This is a genomic window from Saccharopolyspora kobensis (assembly GCF_900108315.1).
Lineage (GTDB): Bacteria > Actinomycetota > Actinomycetes > Mycobacteriales > Pseudonocardiaceae > Saccharopolyspora > Saccharopolyspora kobensis.
The window spans coordinates 272386-293119 of the sequence record NZ_FNVB01000005.1 but is presented as its reverse complement, the minus strand read 5'-3'; the positions used below and the strand labels follow the sequence as shown (position 1 = coordinate 293119).

The window sequence follows — 20734 nt, the reverse complement described above, 5'->3', positions numbered from 1 at the left end:
GACGTCCTCCCGGCACTGCGGCCTGCCGTTTCCAGCCGCTCGCTGTGCTCGTGGTCACCGACGTGATGATGCGCGCCTTTGTTCGCTCAGCGGTGTCATCCGCTGCGGTTCGTTCCTCTCGGCGTCGCGTGCGCCAAAGCCGGCGTGCGATCTCACGTGGGCCGCGTTCGCGCCGGCAGTGGTCCGGGGGCCGTCCCGCTCGGGCCTCACTCGCCCGGATCGTGACGTTCGGGGAGCCAGCCCCGCGGTGCTCGACCGGTCCCGACCGGTGCGCCGCCCGCTGGACGCCGTAGCTCCTCCGATGTCCGAGGATACCTGTTCGCCCGCCGTTCTCGCCGTGGTGCGCGTAACTCGGGCGTGCCGCCGGTTAGGCTCGCAGGCATGAGTGAGGCTGACCAGAGCACGGCGCTGCCCGGAGAAAGTGACGAGCGTTACTCGGAAGGTGTCGTGGATCTGCTGGCGGCGCTGGCCTACGGCGAGCTGACCGCGTTCGACCGCCTCGCCGAGGACGCGCGCACCGCGCCGACGCTGACCGGGCGCGCGGCGCTGGCCAGCATGGCGGCCGCGGAGATGGGGCACTACCGGCTGCTGGAGGAGCACCTTGCGGGCCGCGGGGTGTCGATCGGCGAGGTCATGGAGCCCTTCGCCGAGCCGTTCGAGGCGTTCAACGCCTCCACCGCGCCGCACTCGTGGCTGGAATCACTCGTCAAGGCCTACGTGGGCGACGGTCTGGCGGCCGACTTCTACCGCGAGGTGGCGGAGTGGCTGGACCCGACGACGCGTGAGCTGGTGCTCGCGGTCCTGGCCGACACCGGGCACTCGGCCTTCGCCGAGCGGGAGGTGCAGGCGGCCTGCGAGAACGACCGCAAGCTGCGCGACAAGCTGACGCTGTGGGGCCGCAGGCTGCTGGGCGAGGCGATCATGCAGGCGCAGCGGGTGGTCGCCGAGCGCGACGCGCTGGCGGAGCTGATCATCAAGGGTTCGGGCGACCTGACCGGCATCGGCGCGCTCTTCCGCCGCCTGCAGAGCAACCACGGCAAGCGGATGGACCGCTTGGGCCTGGGCTGATTGAAGGAGGTTTCCAGGCTCGTCTTGCGTGGCGGTGCGAGTGGCGGAATCTCAGACGCCGCCTGGACGGCGGGAGCCCGTTCTGATGTATGTCCGATACGCGGTGACCGTGCTGTCCTCGCCAGACGACGTCTGAGAACCCGCGGCGGTGCGAGTTGCGAGGGCGGGTGTGCGCCTGCGACACCATCCGATCGGTGCCGGTCACGCGCTGCGGCTGCGGCTACGACCAGGACGAAAGTGCTCATGAAGCTGCGGCCGGGCGCGGTGCGGCGTTCGGCGGAATAGCGGCGCGGCGGCCTTCGTTGCCCGTAGGTGGCTCGGGCTGGGATAGCCTGATCGCACCTATCGGAATCTAGTGCCAACGGAGGTTCGGCGTGGAGGTCAAGATCGGCGTCGTGGACAGCCCGCGCGAGCTGACGGTCGCCAGCGGTCAGTCCCCCGAAGAGGTCGAGTCGCTGGTCGCCGACGCGCTGAAGAACGCTGAGGGCGTGCTGGCGCTGACCGACGAGAAGGGGCGGCGCATCATCGTCCCGTCGACGAAGGTCGCCTACGTCGAGATCGGCCCGGCGGAGCTGCCGCGCGTCGGCTTCGGCGTCGGCTGATCGAGCATCGGTCTTCACCGCTGAGGGGCATCCGCGACCGGTTCGCGGGTGCCCCTCAGCGCGTTCCGGGGAGCCTCAGTCGTCCACTTCGGTCGGGATCGGGAACGGCGGGCGCCCGGTGCCGGTGATGCGGTAGCGGCCCCACGGGTCGGGGTCGGAGAGGACGCCCTGCGCTTCGCCCTCCGGCGTGCTCAGCAGCACGGGCGTCTTGCGGTTCGCGGCGAACTCGGCCACCTCGTCGTGCGCGGCCAGCCGGCCGTACCAGTGGAACCGGCCGTCGATCGGCTGGAAGTGGCCGCGCAGCACCACCTCGACCGGGACCTCGCGGTCGTCGGTGCGCACCGTCGCCGGGCCGCGGTAGTCGTCCTCGTCGTGGTCAGCCATGCTCGGCCTCCTGCTCCTCTGCTTCCGCGACCACCCGCAGTCCCTGGTCGCTGATCTCGAGCGGTTCATCGGGGTCGATCACCAGCCCTGCCGAGCGCAGCACGCCGTCGATCGCGTGCCAGATGATCTGCGCCAGGTAGTCGGTGAGATCGCTGCGGCTCATCGACTGCCGGTCCAGCCACCAGTCGCCGCTGGCCTGCACCATCCCCACCACGCCGTGGCTCCAGACCTCGACGCCGCCGGAGTCCAGGCCCAGCAGGCGCAGGTACTCGCCGAGGATGCGCGACAGCGAGTTGGCGATCACCGTCTTCTCCGCCGAGACCGGGTCGCTGTGCACCGGCCGGTCGGCGAAGTTGCGCTGCACGACGAACCGGTACAGCTCCGGGTACTGCTCGATGGTGCCCAGGTAGGCGTCGAGCAGGCGGCGGATCCGCTGGTTGGGGCTGCCGTTCTCGTGGAACAGCGGGCGCAGCCGCCGCATGAGCAGTTCCGCGCCCCACTCGCCGACGGCGACGTACAGGTCGCTCTTGTCGTTGAAGTGCCGGTAGAGCACCGGTTTGCTGACGCCGGCCTCGGCGGCGATGTCGTCCATGCCGACGTCGGCGCCGTGCTTGCCGATCGCGCGCACCGTGGCCTCGACGAACTCGGCGCGCCGGGCCTGGCGGTGTTCCCGCCAGCGCTCCCGGCGCGCATCGCCGCGCTGGACAGCCTTGACAGGTCGAGAGGTGTGGCTCACGCTACCGAAGGTAACTGTTACCTCAAGTAACACGCAACGTGGCGGCGGAGAGGGTGATCACCGGATGAGCAGGGCCTTGCAGGTCAACGACCGGGAGAAGACGGCCGGCAGACTGCTGAACTCGTCCGCCCGGAACAGCTACGACCCCGAAGTCGACGTGGACTGGGACGCACCGCTGGTCGAGGGCAAGCCGTTCATCCCGTTCCACCGGAGCTCGCTCTACGGCACGCCGCTCTGGGACCGGTTGAGCGACGAGCAGCGCATCGAGCTCACCAAGCACGAGTTCGCCAGCATCGCCTCCAACGGCCTGTGGTTCGAAGTCCTGCTGATGCAGATGCTGCTCAAGGAGTTCTACGACTCCGACCCGCGCACCAACCACGCCCAGTACGCGCTGACCGAGGTGGCCGACGAGTGCCGCCACTCCACGATGTTCGCCAAGGCCGTCGACCGCGTCGGGGCACCCGCCTACGGGCCGCTGCCGCTGCTCAAGCTCGGCGGCCGGATCCTGCCCGCGACCCTGCGCGGGCCGTCGGCGTACGCGTCCATCCTGGTCGCCGAGGAGATCCTGGACCGCTACCAGCGGGACCAGATGAACGACCCGGAGGTCCAGCCGCTGGTGCGCATGATCAACCGCATCCACGTGCTGGAGGAGGCCCGGCACGTGACCTTCGCGCGCGAGGAGGTGGTGCGCCGGATGGCCGAGTGCAACGCCGCGGAGCGCGCCTACCACCAGTTCTGGACCGCGCTGGTGTCCTACGCGATCTGCTTCAGCCTGATCAACCCGCACGTCTACAAGGCGGTCGGGATCCGGCCGCGGGACGGCCTCGAAGCGGCCTGGCGGAACCCGAACTGGCGGGACACCCTGCACTGGGGCGGCGAGAAGATCATGTCGTTCCTGGACGAGGCCGGGCTGGTCGGCAAACCGGGCATGTACTGGTGGAAGAAGGCTTACCTGATCCGATGACGGGAGCGAACTTGCAGACCACGACCGCCGACGAGTTCACCACCAGCGACGGCGCCCGGCTGCGCGTCGTCGACGAAGGACCGGCCGACGCGCCCGTCACCGTCGTGCTCGTGCACGGTTGGACGCTGACCAAGCACCTGTGGGACCGGGTGGTGACCGGCCTGCCGGCGGCCTCCGGCGTGGAGGTGCGCACGATCCGGTACGACCTGCGCGGCCACGGCGAGAGCGACCCGGCGCAGCCGGGCAGCGCCAGCATCCGGCGCTGCGCGGACGACCTCGCGGAGCTGATCGCCGAGCGCGTTCCGGTCGGACCGGTGGTGCTGGCCGGGCACTCGATGGGCGGCATGACGATCATGGCGCTGGCCGAGCGGCACCCGGAGCTGGTCCGGCAGCGCGTCGCCGGAGTGGCTCTGGTGGCGACCTCCAGCGGTGATCTGGCGGCGCCCACCCTCGGCCTGCCCGCACCGGTCGCGGCACTGGCCAACCGGGGCGAGCGGGTGGTGCGCAAGCGCCTCGCGGCGGCTCGCGGGAAGCGGTTGAGCCCGCAGTCGTCCTGGATGCGGCCGGGCATGCGCTGGCTGCTGTTCGGCACCGGGCCGGAGGCCCGCGACGTGGCCGTCACGGCGGACTGGGTGGCGGCGTGCCACCCGGCGAACATGGCGGCCTACCGCGAAGCGCTGATCGACCACGACCGGCTCGACGCGCTGGCCGTGCTGCGGGACATCCCGACCGTGGTGCTCTCGGGGCTCGCCGACCGCCTCACGCCGCACACCCACTCGCGCCGCATCGCCGAGGCGCTGCCGGATGCGAAGCTGCTGATCTACGCGGGAGCGGGCCACATGCTCCCGCTGGAGCGGACGGCGGAGGTCACCGACCGCATCGCCGAACTGGTCGCCCGAGCCACCGGCTGACCGCTGTTCCGCGAGATTTCAATTGAAATCAGATGTGCAATTTCAATTGAAATCGCCTGAAACCCGACACCCCGTCGGCGTGTCGACGCCCGACACGCCGACGGGGTGCAACTTCAATTGAAATTGGACGTTCGATTTCAATTGAAATTGCGGGGGTGTCGCCCGGCGGCGGACTCCGGTGGGTCAGGGGTTCTGCAGCGGGAAGCCCGCGAGGCCCTTCCAGGCGAGCGTGGACATCAGCCCGACCGCCTCTTCGAGGGCGATCGTCCCGCGCACGTCCAGCCAGTAGCGCGCGGTCACCTGGCTCAGGCCGACCAGGCCGACGGCCAGCAGGCGGGCGCGCTCGGCGTCCAGCCCGGCATCCGCCGTCACCGCCTCGGTGATCGCGTCGATGCACCCGTCCAGGGCATCTTCCACGGCCTTCTCCACGGCGGGCTCGCCGCGCAGATCGGACTCGAACACCAGCCGGAACGCCTGGCCCTCGCCCGCGACGAACTCGTAGAGCGCACCGATCGCCGCCCGCACCCGCTGCTTGTTGTCCGAAGTGGAGGCGATCGCCTCGCGGACGCGGCGCACCAGCTCGTTGCCGTGCGTCTCCAGCAGCGCCAGGTACAGCTCCAGCTTGCCGGGGAAGTGCTGGTAGAGGACGGGCTTGCTGACCCCCGCGCGCTCCGCGATGTCGTCCATCGCCGCCGCGTGGTAGCCGTTGTGCACGAACACGTGCTGTGCAGCTTCGAGCAGCTGCGCCCGGCGTGCGTCGCGGGGCAACCGGACACCTCGGCTCGGTTGCGCGGTCTCGGTCATCCTCGCCTCCACCCGGTTCCTTCCCAAACGCTCACGGCGGTCTCCGCGACCTCCGGTGCGGCCTGACTCTACTCGCCGGTAGTGGTAGGTAGCGAAATCCGGTGGTGGCAGGGCCATCATGCTGTAGGTGTGACCACGACGACGTCTGCCGTTGCGCGCCCCGGAGGAGACCGGCTGGGCCGGCGGGAGCTGACGCGGGTGCCGCTGGTGGTCGACGGCGTTGCGCCGCTCGACCTCACCGCCAAGCCGCCGCCCGGTCGGCACCTCGAAGTCGCCACGGGCCAAGGTCCGGTGCGCCTGCACGTGCGGGAGACGCCCGCGCCGTCGGCGAGCGCCGAGACCGCGGTCCACCTGCACGGGCTGGCCGGTTCGTCGACGAACTGGACCGACCTCGCCGCGGTGCTGGCGCCCCGGCTGCGCAGCATCGCCGTCGACCTGCCCGGCTTCGGCCGCACCGAACCGCCGCCCGGCTTCGCCTGCACCCGCCGCGCCAACGCCGAAGTGGTGATCGGTCTGCTGGCGCAGCTGCCCGGCCCGGTGCACCTGACCGGCAACTCCTTCGGCGCGGCGGTGGCGATCGAGGTGGCGGTGCAGCGCCCGGACCTGGTCGCCACGCTCACGCTGATCTCCCCGGCGATGCCCGATCTGCGGCTGGACCCGCGACGGCTCTCCGATCCGCGGATCGCGCTGGCGATGCTCCCCGTGCTCGGGACCAGGGCCCGCAGGCAGCTGGCCACCACGACCGCGGCCGAGCGGACCGCGCAGCTGATGCGGTTGTGCTTCGCCGACCCGGGCGTGGTGCCGGAGCACCGCTTCGCCGAGGCGGTCGCGGAGTTCGAGGAGCGCGACGGGCTGCCCTGGGCCGGCCCGGCGCTGGGGCGGACCACGATGGAACTGGTGCGCTCCTGGCTGGTGCCTCCCGCGCGCTCGCTGTGGCGGCTGCTCCCGGAGATCAGCGCGCCGACGCTCGTCGTGTGGGGCGCGCAGGACCGGGTGGTCTCGGTGCGCAAGGCGCCGCGCACCGCGCTGCTGGTGCCGCGCGGGAAGCTGCTCGTGCTGCCACGAACAGGTCATGTCGCGCAGATGGAACGGCCACGGATAGTCGCGCGGGCGGTGCTCGGCCTGGCCGGGGCCGAAGATCTGTGGTGATCGGATTGGGCCGGTCCGGGGCGGCCCCGCCGGGTCGGTCACGCGCGGTGGCCGGTGTGACCTGGGGTGCCGGATGGGCTGTGGCACGCTAGTGTGCGTGACCCGCCCGCCGCAGCGACCTCGTAACTCCGCGAACGACCGCCGACCGGCAGGTCGTACCAAGGCGCGCGCAGGGGCGGAAGAGCGCCGCGGGGAGCCGCTGGCGGCGTCCTGGAACCCCACGGCCGAGCCCGAGGACCTCGACGAGGCGGAGGACTTCGAGGACGACGAACCGCGCCCGCGCCGCAAGCGACCGGGCGTGATGTCCCGGTACGGCTGGCGGATCTACGCGGTCCCGCTGCTGGTCGTGATCAGCGCGCTCGCCGTGTTCCAGACCGTTCGGCCCACCGACGGCGGTGCCATCACCGAGCAGGCGGCGGGCGAGTCGGAGTCCCCGGAGGAACCGGTCGTCACCGAAGTCCCCGGGCAGCGGTTCGGCCCGGAGCTGTTCTCCGCGGACCTGCCGCCCGAGGGCGGCGAGATCCCGGAGACCGGCGCGCGCACCTTCCGGGTGCTGCCCGGCACCTCGGAGGTGGTCGGCACCGGGCGGTTGTACCGCTACACCGTCGAGATCGAGGTCGGCGTCGAGATCGCCGACCCGAACGCCGAGTTCGGCAACCTGGTGCAGTCCACGCTGTCCGACCCGCGCAGCTGGACCAACCCGCAGGGCGCCACCAGCACCGGGCCGATCTCGCTGCAGCGGGTGGACGCGGGCGGTGAGAGCCCGGACTTCCGGGTGATCCTGGTCAGCCAGCAGACCGCGCGCGAAGCCTGCGACTACAGCAACGGCGTGCCCTACGACAGCTCGTGCCGCAAGGGCGAGATGGTGTACCTGAACGCGGCCCGCTGGGTGCGCGGCGCGGTGTCGTTCGAGGGCGACATGGGCAGCTACCGGCGCTACGCGATCAACCACGAGGTCGGGCACGTCTTCGGCAACAAGCACGTCGGCTGCCCGACGCAGGGCGGACTCGCGCCGGTGATGATGCAGCAGACCTTCAGCGTCTCGAACAACGAGCTGCACGAGCTGAACAAGATCGCCGATCAGGGCACCCAGATCCCGGCGGACGGTTTCGTCTGCAAGCCCAACGCGTGGCCCTTCCCGATCCCGTGAGAGCTGATTCCAGGCTCGGTTCGCGTGGCGGTGCGGGTAGCGGAACCTGAGCGGTTCCCCGGTCTCCGGGTGTGTCGCGACCGGGTTCCGTCCCGGAGTGTGGGAGTAGTTTGGGTTGCGGAAGCGCATCGGGGAGTCTTGCGTTGCAGATCCTGTGAGACCCCGTTCGGGTGCTCTTCGGGGAGCCTGACTGAGGTGCTGCTGACGTGCTCGCGCGCTGGTGGCGCCGACCATTGAGGAGGAGCTGGGAATGTCCGGCGCAACGTCGCTGCCGCCGCTGGTCGAACCGGCGGATGAGCTGACCAAGGAAGAGGTCGCGCGCTACAGCCGCCACCTGATCATCCCGGACGTCGGGATGGACGGGCAGAAGCGGTTGAAGAACGCCAAGGTGCTGGTGGTCGGCGCCGGCGGCCTGGGCAGCCCGGCGCTGCTGTACCTGGCCGCGGCCGGGGTGGGCACGCTCGGCATCGTGGAGTTCGACGAGGTCGACGAGTCCAACCTGCACCGCCAGGTCATCCACGGGCAGTCCGATCTCGGCAGGCCCAAGGCGGAATCGGCTCGCGACTCGATCGCCGAGGTCAACCCGTACGTCAAGGTGGTCCTGCACCAGACGCACCTGAGCTCGGACAACGCGCTCGACATCTTCCGCGACTACGACCTGATCCTGGACGGCACGGACAACTTCGCCACCCGGTACCTGGTCAACGACGCGGCGGTGCTGCTCGGCAAGCCGTACGTGTGGGGCTCGATCTTCCGCTTCGAGGGCCAGGCCAGCGTGTTCTGGGACCAGCACGGCCCGAACTACCGCGACCTGTACCCGGAGCCGCCGCCGCCCGGCATGGTGCCCTCCTGCGCCGAGGGCGGCGTCCTCGGCGTGCTGTGCGCCTCCATCGGCTCGATCATGGTCAACGAGGCGATCAAGCTGATCACCGGCATCGGCGAGACGCTGCTCGGCCGGCTGATGATCTACGACGCGCTGGAGATGAGCTACCGCACCGTCAAGATCCGCAAGGACCCGAACGCCACGCCGATCACCGAGCTGATCGACTACGAGGCGTTCTGCGGCGTGGTCTCCTCCGACGCCCAGGAAGCGGCGGCGAAGAGCACGATCACCCCCGGCGAGCTCAAGGAGATGTTCGACCGGGGCGAGAAGTTCGAGCTGATCGACGTCCGGGAGCCGCACGAGTACGAGATCGTCAAGATCGAGGGCTCGAAGCTGATCCCGAAGGACCGCATCCTCTCCGGTGAGGCGCTGTCGGAGCTGCCGCAGGACCGCAAGATCGTCCTGCACTGCAAGTCCGGCGCGCGCTCGGCCGAGACCCTCGCGGCCCTGCACAAGGCGGGTTTCGCGGACGCGGTGCACGTCGGTGGCGGAGTTCTCGGCTGGGCCAAGGAAGTCGACCCGAGCCTCCCGACCTACTGATCCGAGCGCAGCGGGCCGGTGGGTGCTTCGGCACCCGTCGGCCCGCTGCCGTTCGAAGTGATGTGTTCGCGGGCTTCGGAGTGCCTGCTGCGGATTCGGCGATCATCGATGTAGCGTCTGGCGCGTGAGTCCTACGCCGGAGCCGCCACCGCCGCACGTGCGCGCGGCATTCGGCGCGCGCGTCGAAGATCCTGAGCCGCTGGAGGGCGCGGTCGCCTGGCGGTGCGGGGACATCGTGCTGAAGCCCGCCGCGAACACCGCCGAAGCCGCCTGGGTCGCGCAGACCCTCGACCTGCTCGAACCGGACGAGGTGCGGGTCTCCCGCCCGGTCCGGTCCACCGATGGCCGCTGGGTGGTGTCGGGTTGGTCGGCCAGCCGGAACATCGCCGGCCGCGCCGAGCCCCGGCACGACGACGTGGTGGCGATGTCGCTGCGCCTGCACTCGGCAAGCCGCTTCCTGGCCCGGCCGCGATTCCTGCAGGCCCGCCAGGACATCTACGCGCTGGCCGACCGGATGGCCTGGGGCGAGGAGGAGTACGCGCTGCCGGAGGAGAAGGGCGGGCGCCTCTACGACGTGCTCGCCGGCTCGCGGCGCGAGGTCCAGCTGGGACCGCAGGTGGTGCACGGCGATCTGTTCGGCAACGTGCTGTTCACCGATGACGCGGCGCCCGGCATCATCGACTTCAACCCGTACTGGCGGCCCGCCGAGTGGGCGGCGGCGGTCGTGGTGATCGACGCGCTGGCCTGGGGCGGTGCGGACGCGGCGATCGTGGAGCGCTGGTCGCACCTGTCCGACTGGCCGCAGGCGCTGCTGCGCGCGCTGCTGTTCCGGCTGGCGGTGCACGCCCTGCATCCGCGTTCCTCCACCCAGACCCTCACCGGCCTGGAACGCGCCTCCCAGATGGTCCTCGAAGTCCTCTGAATCCCGGCGCCCTTCACCGGGGTCGCCGCGTGGTGTGAGGATGGGGCTGTGGACGAGGAGCAGCCGCTGCGCGGTTTCACGGTGGGTGTGACGGCCGAGCGCAAGGCCGAGGAGATCGGGGCGTTGCTCGCTCGGCGAGGTGCGCGGGTGGTGTTCGGTGCGGCCATGCACACCGTGCCGTTGCCGGAGGACGGTGAGCTCGCCGCGGCCACCGCGGAGGTGCTCGCCGCGCCGGTCGACCACGTCGTGGCCATCACCGGGATCGGGTTCCGGGGCTGGTTCGAGGCCGCCGAGCACGCCGGTGCCGGTGAGCGGTTGCGGGCGCACCTGAGTTCGGCCGAGGTGGCGGCTCGGGGCGCGAAGGCGCGCGGCGCGGTGCGGGGTGCTGGGCTCGTGGAGTCCTTCACCTCGCCTTCGGAGGAATCCGCTGAGGTCCTCGCGCATCTGCTGGAGCGGGACCTCGCCGGGAAGCGGGTCGTGCTGCAGGTGCACGGGGACCCGATGCTGGAGTTCCGCCGTGCGCTGCGCGACGCCGGTGCAGAGGTGGTGCCGGTGACGGTGTACCGCTGGACGGATCCGGTCGATCTGGGTGCGCTGGACGGGCTGATCGACGCGGTGCTGCGGGGCGAAGTGGACGCACTGCCGTTCACCAGCGCGCCCGCCGCCACCAACTTCCTCGCGCGCGCGGATCGCACCGGGCGGGGTGAGCGATTGCGGGAAGTGCTGCGGGACGAGGTCTTCGTCGCGTGCGTCGGGCCGGTCACCGCCGCGCCGATCGCCGCCGCCGGGCTGCCGTACGCCATGCCGGAGCGTTCCCGCACCGCCGCCCTGGTGCGCTTGGTCGCCGACGAACTGCCGGGACGTCGTCAGTCCGAAGTAGACTGACTTGCGGGAGCGCGATTTCCGGTTGCGGTGGACGCGGAGTTCGCTGAAGTGGAGGGAAGTCCGGCGCGACACCGAACGTGGGCAGGCGCTTCCTCGGCCGGGCCGGTGGAAAGCACTGGTGCTTCGGTGGCTAGACCGCGGAGCCAGGGGTGGGCTCCTCCTCGGGGTTCCAGCGGTAGCGGCGCATGCTGACGCGCGCGCCGTCGGCAAGGACGCCCTCGGCGCGCAGCAGTTCCAGCTGGCGCTGCCGGAGGTGTTCGGCGACCGTGCCGTTGGAGCGCAGAACCCGGTGCCACGGCAGATCGGCGCTGTCCTCGGCGAGGATGCGGCCCACGATGCGCGCCGAACGCAGCCCGGCGATCTCGGCCACGTCGCCGTAGGAGAGCACCGATCCGGGCGGGATCGAGGCCACGACCGCCCGCACCTGCTCCCAGGTCTCCTCGTTCACGCACCCGAAGCTACCGCACCCCCGCGCACCGCTGCCGCGAGGCGAACGGTCCGCTCAGCGGTGGCCGTTGCCTCGCGGCAGCCGGAGGATCAGCCCTGGAAGCCCGCGACGATCTTGGTGAACTCCCACTGCTGCTGCGGGATGCCGCTGCAGGAGTCCCCGCCGCCACCGCCTTCGCACTGGCGGTCGCGGTTCAGCGCCCAGAAGGTGAACCGGCCGAGGTTCTTCTCCTTGGCGTAGTCGGCCATCTTCTGGAAGTCGGCCGGAGTGACGACCTCGCCGACGTCGGTCTTGCCGTTCATCGAGGAGATGCCCGCGTGCGCGTAGGCCTCCGCGTCGCTGTAGCCGAAGGCGGCCTTGAGCCGCTCCTTCAGCGCTTCGGTGGAGGTGATGGTGTCCGCCGCCATGTCGGTGCCGCCGAAGTTGAACGGCATCTGCGTCCAGACGTCGACGTTCGCGCCGATCTCGGCGGCCTTGTCGATCAGCCGCTGGCCGTGCTCGTTCGGGCCGCTGATCAGGGTCGGGAAGGTGACCACGGTCTGCAGGCCGGGGTTGGCCTCCTTGACCGTCTTCAGCGCCTCCAGGACCCGGTCCTGCACCGCGGGCGTCTCGAACTCGGTCGCCTCGATGTCGATGTCGATGGCCTTCAGGTCGTAGGCGTCGATCAGCTTCTGGTAGGCGGCGGCCAGCGACTGCGCGTCCTGGCAGGCCTCGCCGAGCTTGTTGCCCGCCCAGCCGCCGATGGACGGGATGACGTCGCCGCCGTTGGCGCGGACGTCCTCGATGACCGCCTTGTCCGGGCCGTCCAGCGGGCGGTTGCCGTCCCAGGTGGGGTTGCAGGTGCCGTCGGAGAGGATGAACGCCAGCGTGAAGTCCTTGATGCCGGTGGCGCTCATCACCTCGCCGACCGCCGGCGGGTTGCCCCAGCCGTTGTAGAGGTAGGGCGAGGCGGCGACCGGAGCGGCGGCGTCGGCTCGGGCGTCGGTCGCTTCAGCGCTGAGAGCGGGAACAGCACCGAGGGCCAGTGCTGCTGTGGCCGCAGCGCAGGTAAGCAGGCTCTTGCGGACCTTGCTCACGGTTTCCTCCTTCGGGGGATCCATGCGTCTCGGGGGAGTGATTTCGCAGGTCACGGGCGGTCTTCCCGTGGTGATCCGGAACCTTGCCAGAGAAAAAAATTGGTTTGTACCACCAAAAGGCGGTCTTGAATTCACATTGAATCGGCGCTACTCGCGCGTGAAGATTCGGTGGAAATCGGTGGTGAACGGCTTGCCGCCGGTTACACGTGCGGTGAGCGCCCGGCGGTTCAATCGCGGCTCCGGGGTCCCGGAACGGGGGACGCGCGAACCGGCGCGGCAGGGCTCCCACCTGCGGGCGAGATCGAAACGGCGAACCGCGAGCCCTTCGCGACCTTGTCGTTGACGCGTGGTTCCATCGATGGGTGCCTTCCCCGACCGCGCCCGTGCTCGTGCGCCGCGCCGAACCTGCTCGGCAGCGCGTCACGTGGGACGAAGCCGGGCAGCGGGCGCTGGCGCACTCCTTCGGTTTCCTGCGCGTGCTCGGCGGCCCGGGGACCGGCAAGAGCACCCTCATCGCCGAGCTGGCCGCCGACCGGATCCGCAACCGCGAGGTGTCGCCGGAGAACGTGCTGGTCCTGACCGCGAGCCGCCGCGCCGCGGCCTGGATGCGCACCGAGATCACCCGTCGGCTCACCGGCTCGTCGCCGGAGGTGCGCACCGCGCCCGAACCGCTGGTGCGGACCGTCCACTCCTACGCCTTTGCGGTGCTGCGGCTGCAAGCGGTGCGCGAGCAGCTGCCGCCGCCGCAGCTGCTCAACGGTCCGGACCAGGACGCGCTGGTGCGCGATCTGCTGGCCGGTGACGTGGAGGAGGGCGCCGGTGACTGGCCGGAGCCGCTGCGCCCGGCGCTGACCGTTCCCGGCTTCGCCGAGGAGCTGCGCGACCTTCTCCTGCGGGCCGCTGAGCGCGGCGTCGGCCCGGAGCGGCTGGCAGCGCTCGGCCGCCGGCACGGCCGTCCCGAGTGGGTCGCCGCGGGCAAGTTCGCGCGGCAGTACGAGCAGGTCACGCTGCTGCGCGGTGCCGGTGGTTCGCAGGCTCCCGCGCTGGACGCCGCCGAGCTGGTCGGTTCGGCGCTGCTGGCCTTCGACACCGACCCGAAGCTGCTGGCCGCCGAGCAGGACCGGGTGCGCTACGTCTTCGTCGACGACGCGCAGCACCTGGACCCGCAGCAGTACTGGCTGATCAGGCGGCTCGGCGACACCGCGACCGAGTTCGTGCTGGCCGGTGACCCGGACCAGGCGGTGTACTCGTTCCGCGGTGCCGACCCGCGCTGCCTGCTGGACTCCGATCCGGACGGCAACAGCACCGAGGTGCTGACGGTCGACCACCGGATGTCCAAAGCGGTCCGGGAGGCCGTGCAGCGGCTGGCGGAGCGGCTGCCGGGTGCGGGCCCGCAGCGCCAGCTGGTCGAGCCCGAAGACGGCCGCGACGGCTCGGTGCAGGTGCGGCTGCTGGCCACCGAGGCGCAGGAGGCGTCCTGGGTCGCCGACCAGCTGCGGCGCGCGCATCTGCTCGACGAGATCCCGTGGTCGGAGATGGCTGTCGTGGTGCGCTCGACGGGGCTCTCGCTGCCGGTGCTGCGCCGCGCCCTGCTCGCGGCGGGCGTGCCGATCGCGCTGCCCGTCGACGACATCCCGCTGGCGCAGCGCAACGCGGTCCGTCCGCTGCTGACGCTCCTGCGCTGTGCCGCGCGTCCACAGGCGCTCGACCCGGACGCTGCCGCCGAACTGCTGGGTTCGCCGCTCGGCGGCGCCGACCCGCTGGCGCTGCGCCGGCTGCGCCGAGGTCTCCGCCGCCTGGAGCTCGCCGCGGGCGGCGCGCGTGGCAGCGGTGAGCTGCTGGTGGAGGTGCTGCAGGACGACGACCGCCTCGCCGCGCTGGAGGACTCCGCCGCCGAGCCCGCCCGCCGCGTCGCGGGCCTGCTGCGCAAGGCGTCCGACTCGGTCGCCGCCGGGCACAGCGTGGAGGAAACGCTGTGGCGCGTCTGGAAGGCCAGCGGGCTGGAGAAGCGCTGGGTGGCGCAGACCGAGCGGCACGGCACCGCCGGTGCTCAGGCCGACCGCGACCTCGACGCCATCGTGTCGCTCTTCGACGCGGCCGCCCAGTACGTCGACCGCCTGCCCGGTGCCGACGCCGCCGGTTTCGCCGATTACCTGACCAGCCAGCAGATCGCGGGCAGCTCGCTCGCGCCGACCGCGCCTCGCGACAACGCGGTCCGGGTGCTCACCGCGCACGCCGCGAGCGGTCAGGAGTGGGAGGTCGTGGCGATTCCCGGTGTGCAGGAAGGGATTTGGCCGGATCTCCGGTTGCGCGGATCGCTGCTCGGCGTGGAGCGCCTGGTGGACGTGCTGTCCGGGATGGACTCCGAGCGGGTGTCGGCCACCGCGCCGCTGCTGGCCGAAGAGCGCAGGCTGCTGCGCGTCGCCGCCAGCCGGGCGCGGCGGAACCTGCTGGTCAGCGCGGTGCGCGGTGAGGACGACCAGCCGTCGCGGTTCCTCGACGAGCTGGAGGGCGTGGACAGCGATCCCGACGTGGTGGAGCGGCCGATCGCGCGGCCGGAGCGCGGTCTGGCGCTGGCCGACCTGGTCGGCGAGCTGCGCCGGGTGGTGTGCGATTCGGCGTCCGAGCCGCGGCGGCGCGAGCGGGCGGCGAAGCAGCTGGCCCGGCTGGCCGCGGCGAACGTGCCGGGCGCCAGCCCGGACAGCTGGTACGGGCTGCCGGAGAGCTCGACGGACCGGCCGCTGGTGACCGGCGACGAGCCGGTGCGCGTCTCGCCGTCCACAGTGGACATCCTGGCCACCTGCCCGCTGCGCTGGCTGGTGGAGCGGCACGGCGGTCAGGACACCGCCGAACTCGCCTCGATCACCGGAACTTTGGTGCACGCGCTCGTGCAGGCCGCCGCAGACGGCGCGGACACCGCGCAGCTGCACAAGGCGCTCGACGACGCTTGGGAGTCGGTGGACGCCGGTGCGCCGTGGTTCTCCCGCAAGGAGCGCAAGCGCGTGGAGAGCATGCTCGACGCCTTCGTGAACTGGCTGGTGCAGTCGCGCGCCGAACTCACCCAGATCGGCGTGGAGAAGGACCTCGACGTCACCGTCCCGCCGCGCGAGGGCGGTCCGTGGCTGCGGCTGCGCGGCCGGGTCGACCGGCTGGAGGCCGACGCCGAAGGACGTCCCGTCGTGGTCGACGTCAAGACCGGGAAGAACCCGGTCAGCAAGGGCGATGCCGAGGAGCACCCGCAGCTCGCGGTCTACCAGCTCGCGGCCGCGCTGGGCGCGTTCGGCGAGCACGACGGCCCGGGCGGAGCGCGGCTGCTGTACGTGGCGAAGTCCGACCGCAAGGGCGCGGCCACCGAGCGGACCCAGCAGGCGCTGGACGAAGACCGCATCAAGGTGTGGCTCGACGTGGTGCACACGGCGGCGGCCGACAGCCTCGGACCGGCCTACGTGGCCACCGAGAACTCCGACTGCTCCCGCTGCCCGGCGCGGACCTCCTGCCCGGTCCACCCGGCGGGAAGACAGGTCTCCCAGTGAGCGAGGCGCGGCCGCTGGTCAGTCCGCACCGGATCGCCCAGGCGCTAGGACTGCACCCGCCGACCCCGGAGCAGGCCGCGGTCATCGCCGCGCCCGCCGAGCCGGCGCTGGTCGTCGCGGGTGCGGGTGCGGGCAAGACCGAGACCATGGCCGCTCGCGTGGTCTGGCTGGTGGCCAACCAGCTGGTCACGCCGGAGCGCGTGCTCGGCCTGACCTTCACGCGGAAGGCCGCGCGGCAGCTCGCCGACCGGGTGCGCGCGCGGCTGCGCAGGCTCGCCGGATCGGGGCTGCTGGACGAGGTCGACCCGAGCGGGCAGCTGCGCTCCGCGGTGCTCACCGAGGACCCGACGGTGCTGACCTACCACGCCTACGCCGGGCGGATCGTCGGCGAGCACGGGCTGCGGGTACCGGTCGAGCCGGGAGCGCGGCTGCTGTCGGAGACGGCGTCGTGGCAGCTCGCGCACCGCGTGGTCGCGACCTGGACCGAAGACCTCGACACCGACAAGGTGCCTGCCACGGTGACCGGCTACGTGCTGTCGCTGGCCGGGGAACTCGCCGAGCACCTGGTGCGCCCGGGCGATCTGCGCGACCACGCCGAGAGGCTCAGCGAGATCATCGAGAACGCGCCGCGCGCGAAGGGGCAGCGCGCGAACCTGCCGCAGGAGCTGGTGAAGGTCGTCGCCGCGCAGCAGCTGCGGATCGCGCTGCTGCCGCTGGTCGAGGAGTACGCGCAGAGCAAGCGGCGGGAAGGCGCGATGGACTTCGCCGACCAGATGTCGCTCGCCGCGCTCCTGGCCGCCGAACACCCCGAGGTCGTCGAAGGCGAACGGGCCCGGTACGGCGCGGTGCTGCTCGACGAGTACCAGGACACCGGGCACGCGCAGCGGGTGCTGCTGCGCTCGCTGTTCGGCCAGGGCGATCCGCTTCCGGTCACCTCGGTGGGCGACCCGGCGCAGGCGATCTACGGCTGGCGCGGCGCGAGCGCGGCGAACCTGCCGCGCTTCACCACCGACTTCCCGCGCACCGAGGACGGGCGGAAGCTCCCCGCGCGCCGGTACGGGCTGCTGACCAGCTTCCGGAATCCCGAGGAGGTCCTGAAGCTGGCCAACGCGGTGTCCGAGCCGCTGCGCAGCACCGGGCTCGAAGTGGACGAGCTGCGCGCCAGGGAAGGCGCGGCGCCCGGCGACATCCGGCTGGCCCTGACCGGTGACGTCCGCGAGGAGCTCGACTGGCTCGCCGACCAGATCGCCGCCCGCTGGCACGCCGCGGTGGACGACGGGGACCAGCCGCCGACCACGGCAGTGCTGGTGCGGCGCCGCGCGGACATGGCGGACATCGCAGCCGTGCTGCGCGAGCGCGGACTGCCCGTGGAGGTCGTCGGCCTCGGCGGGCTCCTCGACGAGGCCGAAGTGCGCGACCTGGTCAGCGCCCTGCGCGTGCTGGTCGACCCGCTCGCCGGAACGGCGGCGATGCGGCTGCTCACCGGCTCGCGCTGGCGCATCGGCGCCGCCGACATCGCCGCGCTGTGGGAGCGGGCGCGCGAACTCGGCGCGCAGGTGTTCACCGAACCGGCTTCCGACGATCCGTCCGCAGTGGTCACCGCGGCGCTGCCGGGCGAGAACGCCGAGCAGGCCGGGCTGGTCGACGCGCTCGACGACCCCGGCAGCGCCGCCCGCTACTCCGCGGCCGGCTACCAGCGGATCCGGCGGCTCGGCAGTGAACTCGCGAGCCTGCGGCGACGCCTCGACCAGCCGCTTCCGGAACTGGTCGCCGACGTCGAGCGGACCCTGCTGCTGGACATCGAGAGCATCGCGCGAGCGGTGGGCCCGGGCCGGATCCACCTGGACGCCTTCGCCGACGTGGTCACCAGCTTCGCGCTGACCAGCCCGTCGGCGACTCTGCCCGCCCTGCTGGACTACCTGTCCGCCGCCGAGCGCGCCGAGGACGGCCTGGAGCCGGGTGAGGTCGAGGTCGCCGAAGACCGCGTGCAGGTCCTGACGGTGCACGCGGCCAAGGGCCTGGAGTGGCAGGTGGTGGCCGTCCCGCACCTGGTCAACGAGGTCTTCCCGGGCAAGCGCAAGTCGTCGTCCTGGCTGCGCTCGGTCACCGCGCTGCCCGCCGAGCTGCGCGGCGACGCCCAGGACCTGCCCCAGCTGGACCTCGGGCGGCTGTCCGGAATGGACCGCAAGGAGATCACCGAAGCCCTAGGCCGCCACGACGAGGAGTTCGAGGAGCGGCGGATCGCCGAGGAACGCCGACTGCTCTACGTCGCCGTCACGCGCTCCGAGCGGACGCTGCTGCTCTCCGGGCACTGGTGGGGCGAGAACGGCGACCGGCCGAAGGGGCCGTCGGTGTTCCTCCAGGAACTGGCGGCGGTGCTGAACGATTCCGGAGCGGGCGTGCTCGACCGCCTGGCCCCGGAACCCGCCGAGGACGATTCGAACCCGCTGGCCGAGGCGGTGCGCACTGCGGAGTGGCCGGTCGATCCGCTGGGCCCGCGCCGCGCGGCGGTCGCCGAGGGCGCGGAGATGGTGCGCGCAGCTCTGTCCGAAGTGGACTCGATCGAGCCGGACGAGGAGGACGAGGACGGCTGGGCCCGCGACGTGGACGTGCTGCTGGCCGAGCGCGCGGCGGCGGCGCAGCGCCGCGAGCAGGTCCGGCTGCCGGACCACCTGTCGGTGAGCCAGCTCGTCGAACTCGCCGGGGACACCGACGGTCTGGCCCGGCGGCTGCGCCGCCCGCTGCCGTTCCCGCCGAACCCGATGACCCGGCGCGGCACCGCGTTCCACGCCTGGCTGGAGCACCGCTTCACCTCCTCGGCGCTGCTGGAGTACGACGAACTTCCCGGCGCGGCCGACGATTCCGCGCCGCTGCAGGAGGATCTGGCCGAGCTGCAGGAGGCGTTCCTGGCCGGAGCGTGGGCCGACCGAACCCCGCACCGCGTCGAGGTGCCGTTCGAGACCCAGGTGGAGGGAATCGTCCTGCGCGGCCGGATGGACGCGGTGTTCCGCGATCCCGACGGCGGCTGGACGGTGGTGGACTGGAAGACCGGCGCGGTGCCCGGTGGCGACCAGGTGCCCGCGCTGTCGGTGCAGCTGGCGGCCTACCGGCTGGCGTGGGCGGAACTGTCCCGCACCCCGCTGGAGAAGGTGCGCGCGGCGTTCCACTACGTCCGCCACGACCACACCCTGCGCCCGGCGGACCTGCTCGACGCCGACGGCATCCGCGAGCTCATCACCGCGGTGCCCGCCGCGGAGTGATCCAGCCGTCGTAACACGTTCGGGTGGCGGAGCTTGAGATGGCGCGGCGCGGCGGAACAGTATGCCCGCGATGAACACGCACTGGAAGCTCAGCGCCCCACCGGAATCCGAAGTGCACGTGGACGCCGACGTGCTCGCGATGCGCGCCCCGCTGGTCCGGGTGCACCGGGACAAGGCGGGCACCTGGTCCTTCGACGGTCCCGGCGAATCCCCGCGCCCGTCGAAGAAGACGTTGCTCAGCGCCGTCGTCGGGGCCTGGCCGCACGTCGCCGCGCTGTCCGACCTGGGCGTCGGCGCCGCGGCGGTGTGGTCGTGGAAGCAGCACGGCTGGGCAGGCGAGTCCGCGTGCGAGTGCGGTTCCTGCGACCAGCCGGTGGCCGCGGACATCGACCGCCGCAGCTGGCCCGAAGAACTCCAGCCGCACACCATCCTGAGCGTCGAGCAGGCCGCGCTGTCCGGTCAGACCGCGCTCACCGACATCGTCTCCACGCCCGGCGGGGTCGCGCTCCTCGGCCCGGGCGAGCACCGCCGCACCGCGGACCTGATGACGCCGGTCGCCCTGGCCAACGTGATCCGCCGCTGGCCGCACACCATGCAGGCGCTGCGAATGCTCAAAGAGGGCCACGGCATGCGCTGGAACTCCGAAGGCCTCAACTGGCACGAGTACGCGCTGGCCTGAGCCGCGATCCTCCCGCCGGTCAGGCGTTCTCGGTGAGCTGGGGGAGTTCGAGGAGGCGGGAGTAGAGGACCTCCAGGAGCCAGCGGCCGAAGAGCGACGAGCCGAACTCGGCCGTGCGGTCCTCCGGGGCGAGCACCAGCTCGGCCGGGCTCTCGGGTGCGGCGTTGACCACGCCCACGCCGTAGTAGTCGAGTTCGAGCATGCGCAGCGGGCGGTACGGCTGGTTCGACGGGAGCACGACCGCGCACGGGGCCAGCGTCAGCAGCGTTCCGCACGCGCGCAGCGCGAATCGCGGGTGGGCCACCGGGACCAGGGCGCCGAGCAGGTCCACCGCGGGCACCGGCACGTGGTCGTGCGTGCTGGGCTCGGACCAGGACCGGAACCAGGCGGGATTGAGCTCGGGCGCCCAACCGTGGCGACTGCGCCACTGGTGGACGTCCTGGCGGATGCGCACCACGGCGGCGAACTTCGCGCCGAGGACCTCCACGTCCGGGATCAGCTGGCCGTCCCACCCCAGGGCGCGGGCCGCGTGCTGAAGCTGCTGCACTTCTGCATGGTAGAACGCCGGGCCCCCGATCCGAGGGGAGGTCTTCCGCTCGGCAGGAGAAGTCTTCGATCCCGCCCGGGGTGCCGGAGCCCGGTGGGCTTGCGCGCGGGGTTACTGTTCTGCGCCGTGAGTTGTCGCGGAGTCGGGGGGCGTTCATGATGCGGCGAGGTCCCAAGGCGCTGGCGCAGCCGTT

Annotated in this window: 18 protein-coding genes; 12 read left to right on the top strand and 6 right to left on the bottom strand. The window is 71.9% G+C overall.

The features are described from left to right. Positions 1 to 381 precede the first annotated feature (381 nt). Both C4T78_RS18225 and C4T78_RS18220 read left to right on the top strand, forming a co-directional pair. The gene (locus tag C4T78_RS18225) at positions 382 to 1068 is read left to right on the top strand and encodes a ferritin-like fold-containing protein (RefSeq protein ID WP_093153121.1); all 687 of its coding nucleotides are present in this window, start codon (positions 382 to 384) and stop codon (positions 1066 to 1068) included. A 374-nt stretch (positions 1069 to 1442) separates the two neighbouring features. Next, positions 1443 to 1670: a DUF3107 domain-containing protein gene (locus C4T78_RS18220; RefSeq protein WP_093153123.1), complete on the top strand. Its 228-nt coding sequence runs from the start codon at positions 1443 to 1445 to the stop codon at positions 1668 to 1670. 75 nt (positions 1671 to 1745) lie between these two features. Here the strand turns inward: C4T78_RS18220 and C4T78_RS18215 are convergent, their stop codons facing one another. Both C4T78_RS18215 and C4T78_RS18210 read right to left on the bottom strand, forming a co-directional pair. Next, entirely contained in the window at positions 1746 to 2054 is a 309-nt protein-coding gene (locus C4T78_RS18215) for a DUF4873 domain-containing protein (RefSeq protein ID WP_093349185.1), read from the bottom strand. Next, the gene (locus C4T78_RS18210; protein WP_093349182.1) at positions 2047 to 2790 is read right to left on the bottom strand and encodes a TetR/AcrR family transcriptional regulator; all 744 of its coding nucleotides are present in this window, start codon (positions 2788 to 2790) and stop codon (positions 2047 to 2049) included. The genes C4T78_RS18215 and C4T78_RS18210 overlap by 8 nt, the downstream gene beginning before the upstream one ends. A gap of 64 nt (positions 2791 to 2854) precedes the next feature. Here C4T78_RS18210 and C4T78_RS18205 point away from each other — a divergent pair, with 64 nt between their 5' ends. Together C4T78_RS18205 and C4T78_RS18200 are read left to right on the top strand one after the other, a co-directional pair. Then, positions 2855 to 3754, top strand: coding sequence for an AurF N-oxygenase family protein (locus tag C4T78_RS18205; protein WP_093349180.1), 900 nt, complete (start codon positions 2855 to 2857; stop codon positions 3752 to 3754). Next, positions 3751 to 4665 (top strand): alpha/beta fold hydrolase, encoded by a 915-nt coding sequence (locus tag C4T78_RS18200; protein WP_093349177.1) that lies wholly within the window; start codon positions 3751 to 3753, stop codon positions 4663 to 4665. The genes C4T78_RS18205 and C4T78_RS18200 overlap by 4 nt, the downstream gene beginning before the upstream one ends. A 183-nt stretch (positions 4666 to 4848) precedes the next feature. Here the strand turns inward: C4T78_RS18200 and C4T78_RS18195 are convergent, their stop codons facing one another. Continuing rightward, positions 4849 to 5469 (bottom strand): TetR/AcrR family transcriptional regulator, encoded by a 621-nt coding sequence (locus tag C4T78_RS18195; protein ID WP_093349174.1) that lies wholly within the window; start codon positions 5467 to 5469, stop codon positions 4849 to 4851. 129 nt (positions 5470 to 5598) lie between these two features. Here C4T78_RS18195 and C4T78_RS18190 point away from each other — a divergent pair, with 129 nt between their 5' ends. The 5 genes from C4T78_RS18190 to C4T78_RS18170 all read left to right on the top strand — a co-directional run bounded on the left by C4T78_RS18190 (position 5599) and on the right by C4T78_RS18170 (position 10998). Beyond that, a complete protein-coding gene (locus C4T78_RS18190) occupies positions 5599 to 6618 on the top strand; it encodes an alpha/beta fold hydrolase (RefSeq protein ID WP_235863265.1) in 1020 nt (339 codons plus the stop codon). Positions 6619 to 6715: 97 nt separating this feature from the next. Next, entirely contained in the window at positions 6716 to 7768 is a 1053-nt protein-coding gene (locus tag C4T78_RS18185) for a DUF3152 domain-containing protein (RefSeq protein ID WP_235863263.1), read from the top strand. Positions 7769 to 8018: 250 nt separating this feature from the next. Beyond that, on the top strand, positions 8019 to 9191 hold the full coding sequence (gene moeZ / locus C4T78_RS18180) for an adenylyltransferase/sulfurtransferase MoeZ (protein ID WP_093349166.1): 1173 nt from the start codon (positions 8019 to 8021) through the stop codon (positions 9189 to 9191). Between the two features lie 124 nt (positions 9192 to 9315). Further along, entirely contained in the window at positions 9316 to 10113 is a 798-nt protein-coding gene (locus tag C4T78_RS18175) for a TIGR02569 family protein (protein WP_093349164.1), read from the top strand. A 48-nt stretch (positions 10114 to 10161) separates the two neighbouring features. Then, positions 10162 to 10998: a uroporphyrinogen-III synthase gene (locus C4T78_RS18170; protein ID WP_093349161.1), complete on the top strand. Its 837-nt coding sequence runs from the start codon at positions 10162 to 10164 to the stop codon at positions 10996 to 10998. A gap of 130 nt (positions 10999 to 11128) precedes the next feature. Here the strand turns inward: C4T78_RS18170 and C4T78_RS18165 are convergent, their stop codons facing one another. After that, a complete protein-coding gene (locus C4T78_RS18165; protein WP_093349158.1) occupies positions 11129 to 11446 on the bottom strand; it encodes an MGMT family protein in 318 nt (105 codons plus the stop codon). 89 nt (positions 11447 to 11535) lie between these two features. After that, positions 11536 to 12522, bottom strand: a complete 987-nt coding sequence (locus tag C4T78_RS18160; RefSeq protein ID WP_093350054.1) for a chitinase — start codon at positions 12520 to 12522, stop codon at positions 11536 to 11538. Between the two features lie 362 nt (positions 12523 to 12884). Between C4T78_RS18160 and C4T78_RS18155 the strand changes: the two genes are divergently transcribed. The 3 genes from C4T78_RS18155 to C4T78_RS18145 all read left to right on the top strand — a co-directional run bounded on the left by C4T78_RS18155 (position 12885) and on the right by C4T78_RS18145 (position 19994). Then, positions 12885 to 16055 (top strand): ATP-dependent helicase, encoded by a 3171-nt coding sequence (locus C4T78_RS18155; protein WP_093349155.1) that lies wholly within the window; start codon positions 12885 to 12887, stop codon positions 16053 to 16055. Beyond that, positions 16052 to 19315, top strand: a complete 3264-nt coding sequence (locus C4T78_RS18150; protein ID WP_235863261.1) for an ATP-dependent helicase — start codon at positions 16052 to 16054, stop codon at positions 19313 to 19315. The genes C4T78_RS18155 and C4T78_RS18150 overlap by 4 nt, the downstream gene beginning before the upstream one ends. Before the next feature lie 70 nt (positions 19316 to 19385). After that, positions 19386 to 19994 (top strand): hypothetical protein, encoded by a 609-nt coding sequence (locus tag C4T78_RS18145; RefSeq protein ID WP_235863259.1) that lies wholly within the window; start codon positions 19386 to 19388, stop codon positions 19992 to 19994. A gap of 19 nt (positions 19995 to 20013) precedes the next feature. Here the strand turns inward: C4T78_RS18145 and C4T78_RS18140 are convergent, their stop codons facing one another. After that, entirely contained in the window at positions 20014 to 20541 is a 528-nt protein-coding gene (locus C4T78_RS18140; RefSeq protein WP_093349150.1) for a hypothetical protein, read from the bottom strand. Positions 20542 to 20734 lie beyond the last annotated feature (193 nt).

Bases quoted from the DNA above. Each gene is read 5' to 3' on its own strand.
- C4T78_RS18225 (WP_093153121.1), top strand. From the start codon at position 382: ATGAGTGAGGCTGACCAGAGCACGGCGCTGCCCGGAGAAAGTGACGAG.
- C4T78_RS18215 (WP_093349185.1), bottom strand. From the start codon at position 2,054: ATGGCTGACCACGACGAGGACGACTACCGCGGCCCGGCGACGGTGCGC.
- C4T78_RS18205 (WP_093349180.1), top strand. From the start codon at position 2,855: ATGAGCAGGGCCTTGCAGGTCAACGACCGGGAGAAGACGGCCGGCAGA.
- C4T78_RS18200 (WP_093349177.1), top strand. From the start codon at position 3,751: ATGACGGGAGCGAACTTGCAGACCACGACCGCCGACGAGTTCACCACC.
- C4T78_RS18195 (WP_093349174.1), bottom strand. From the start codon at position 5,469: ATGACCGAGACCGCGCAACCGAGCCGAGGTGTCCGGTTGCCCCGCGAC.
- moeZ (WP_093349166.1), top strand. From the start codon at position 8,019: ATGTCCGGCGCAACGTCGCTGCCGCCGCTGGTCGAACCGGCGGATGAG.
- C4T78_RS18145 (WP_235863259.1), top strand. From the start codon at position 19,386: ATGAACACGCACTGGAAGCTCAGCGCCCCACCGGAATCCGAAGTGCAC.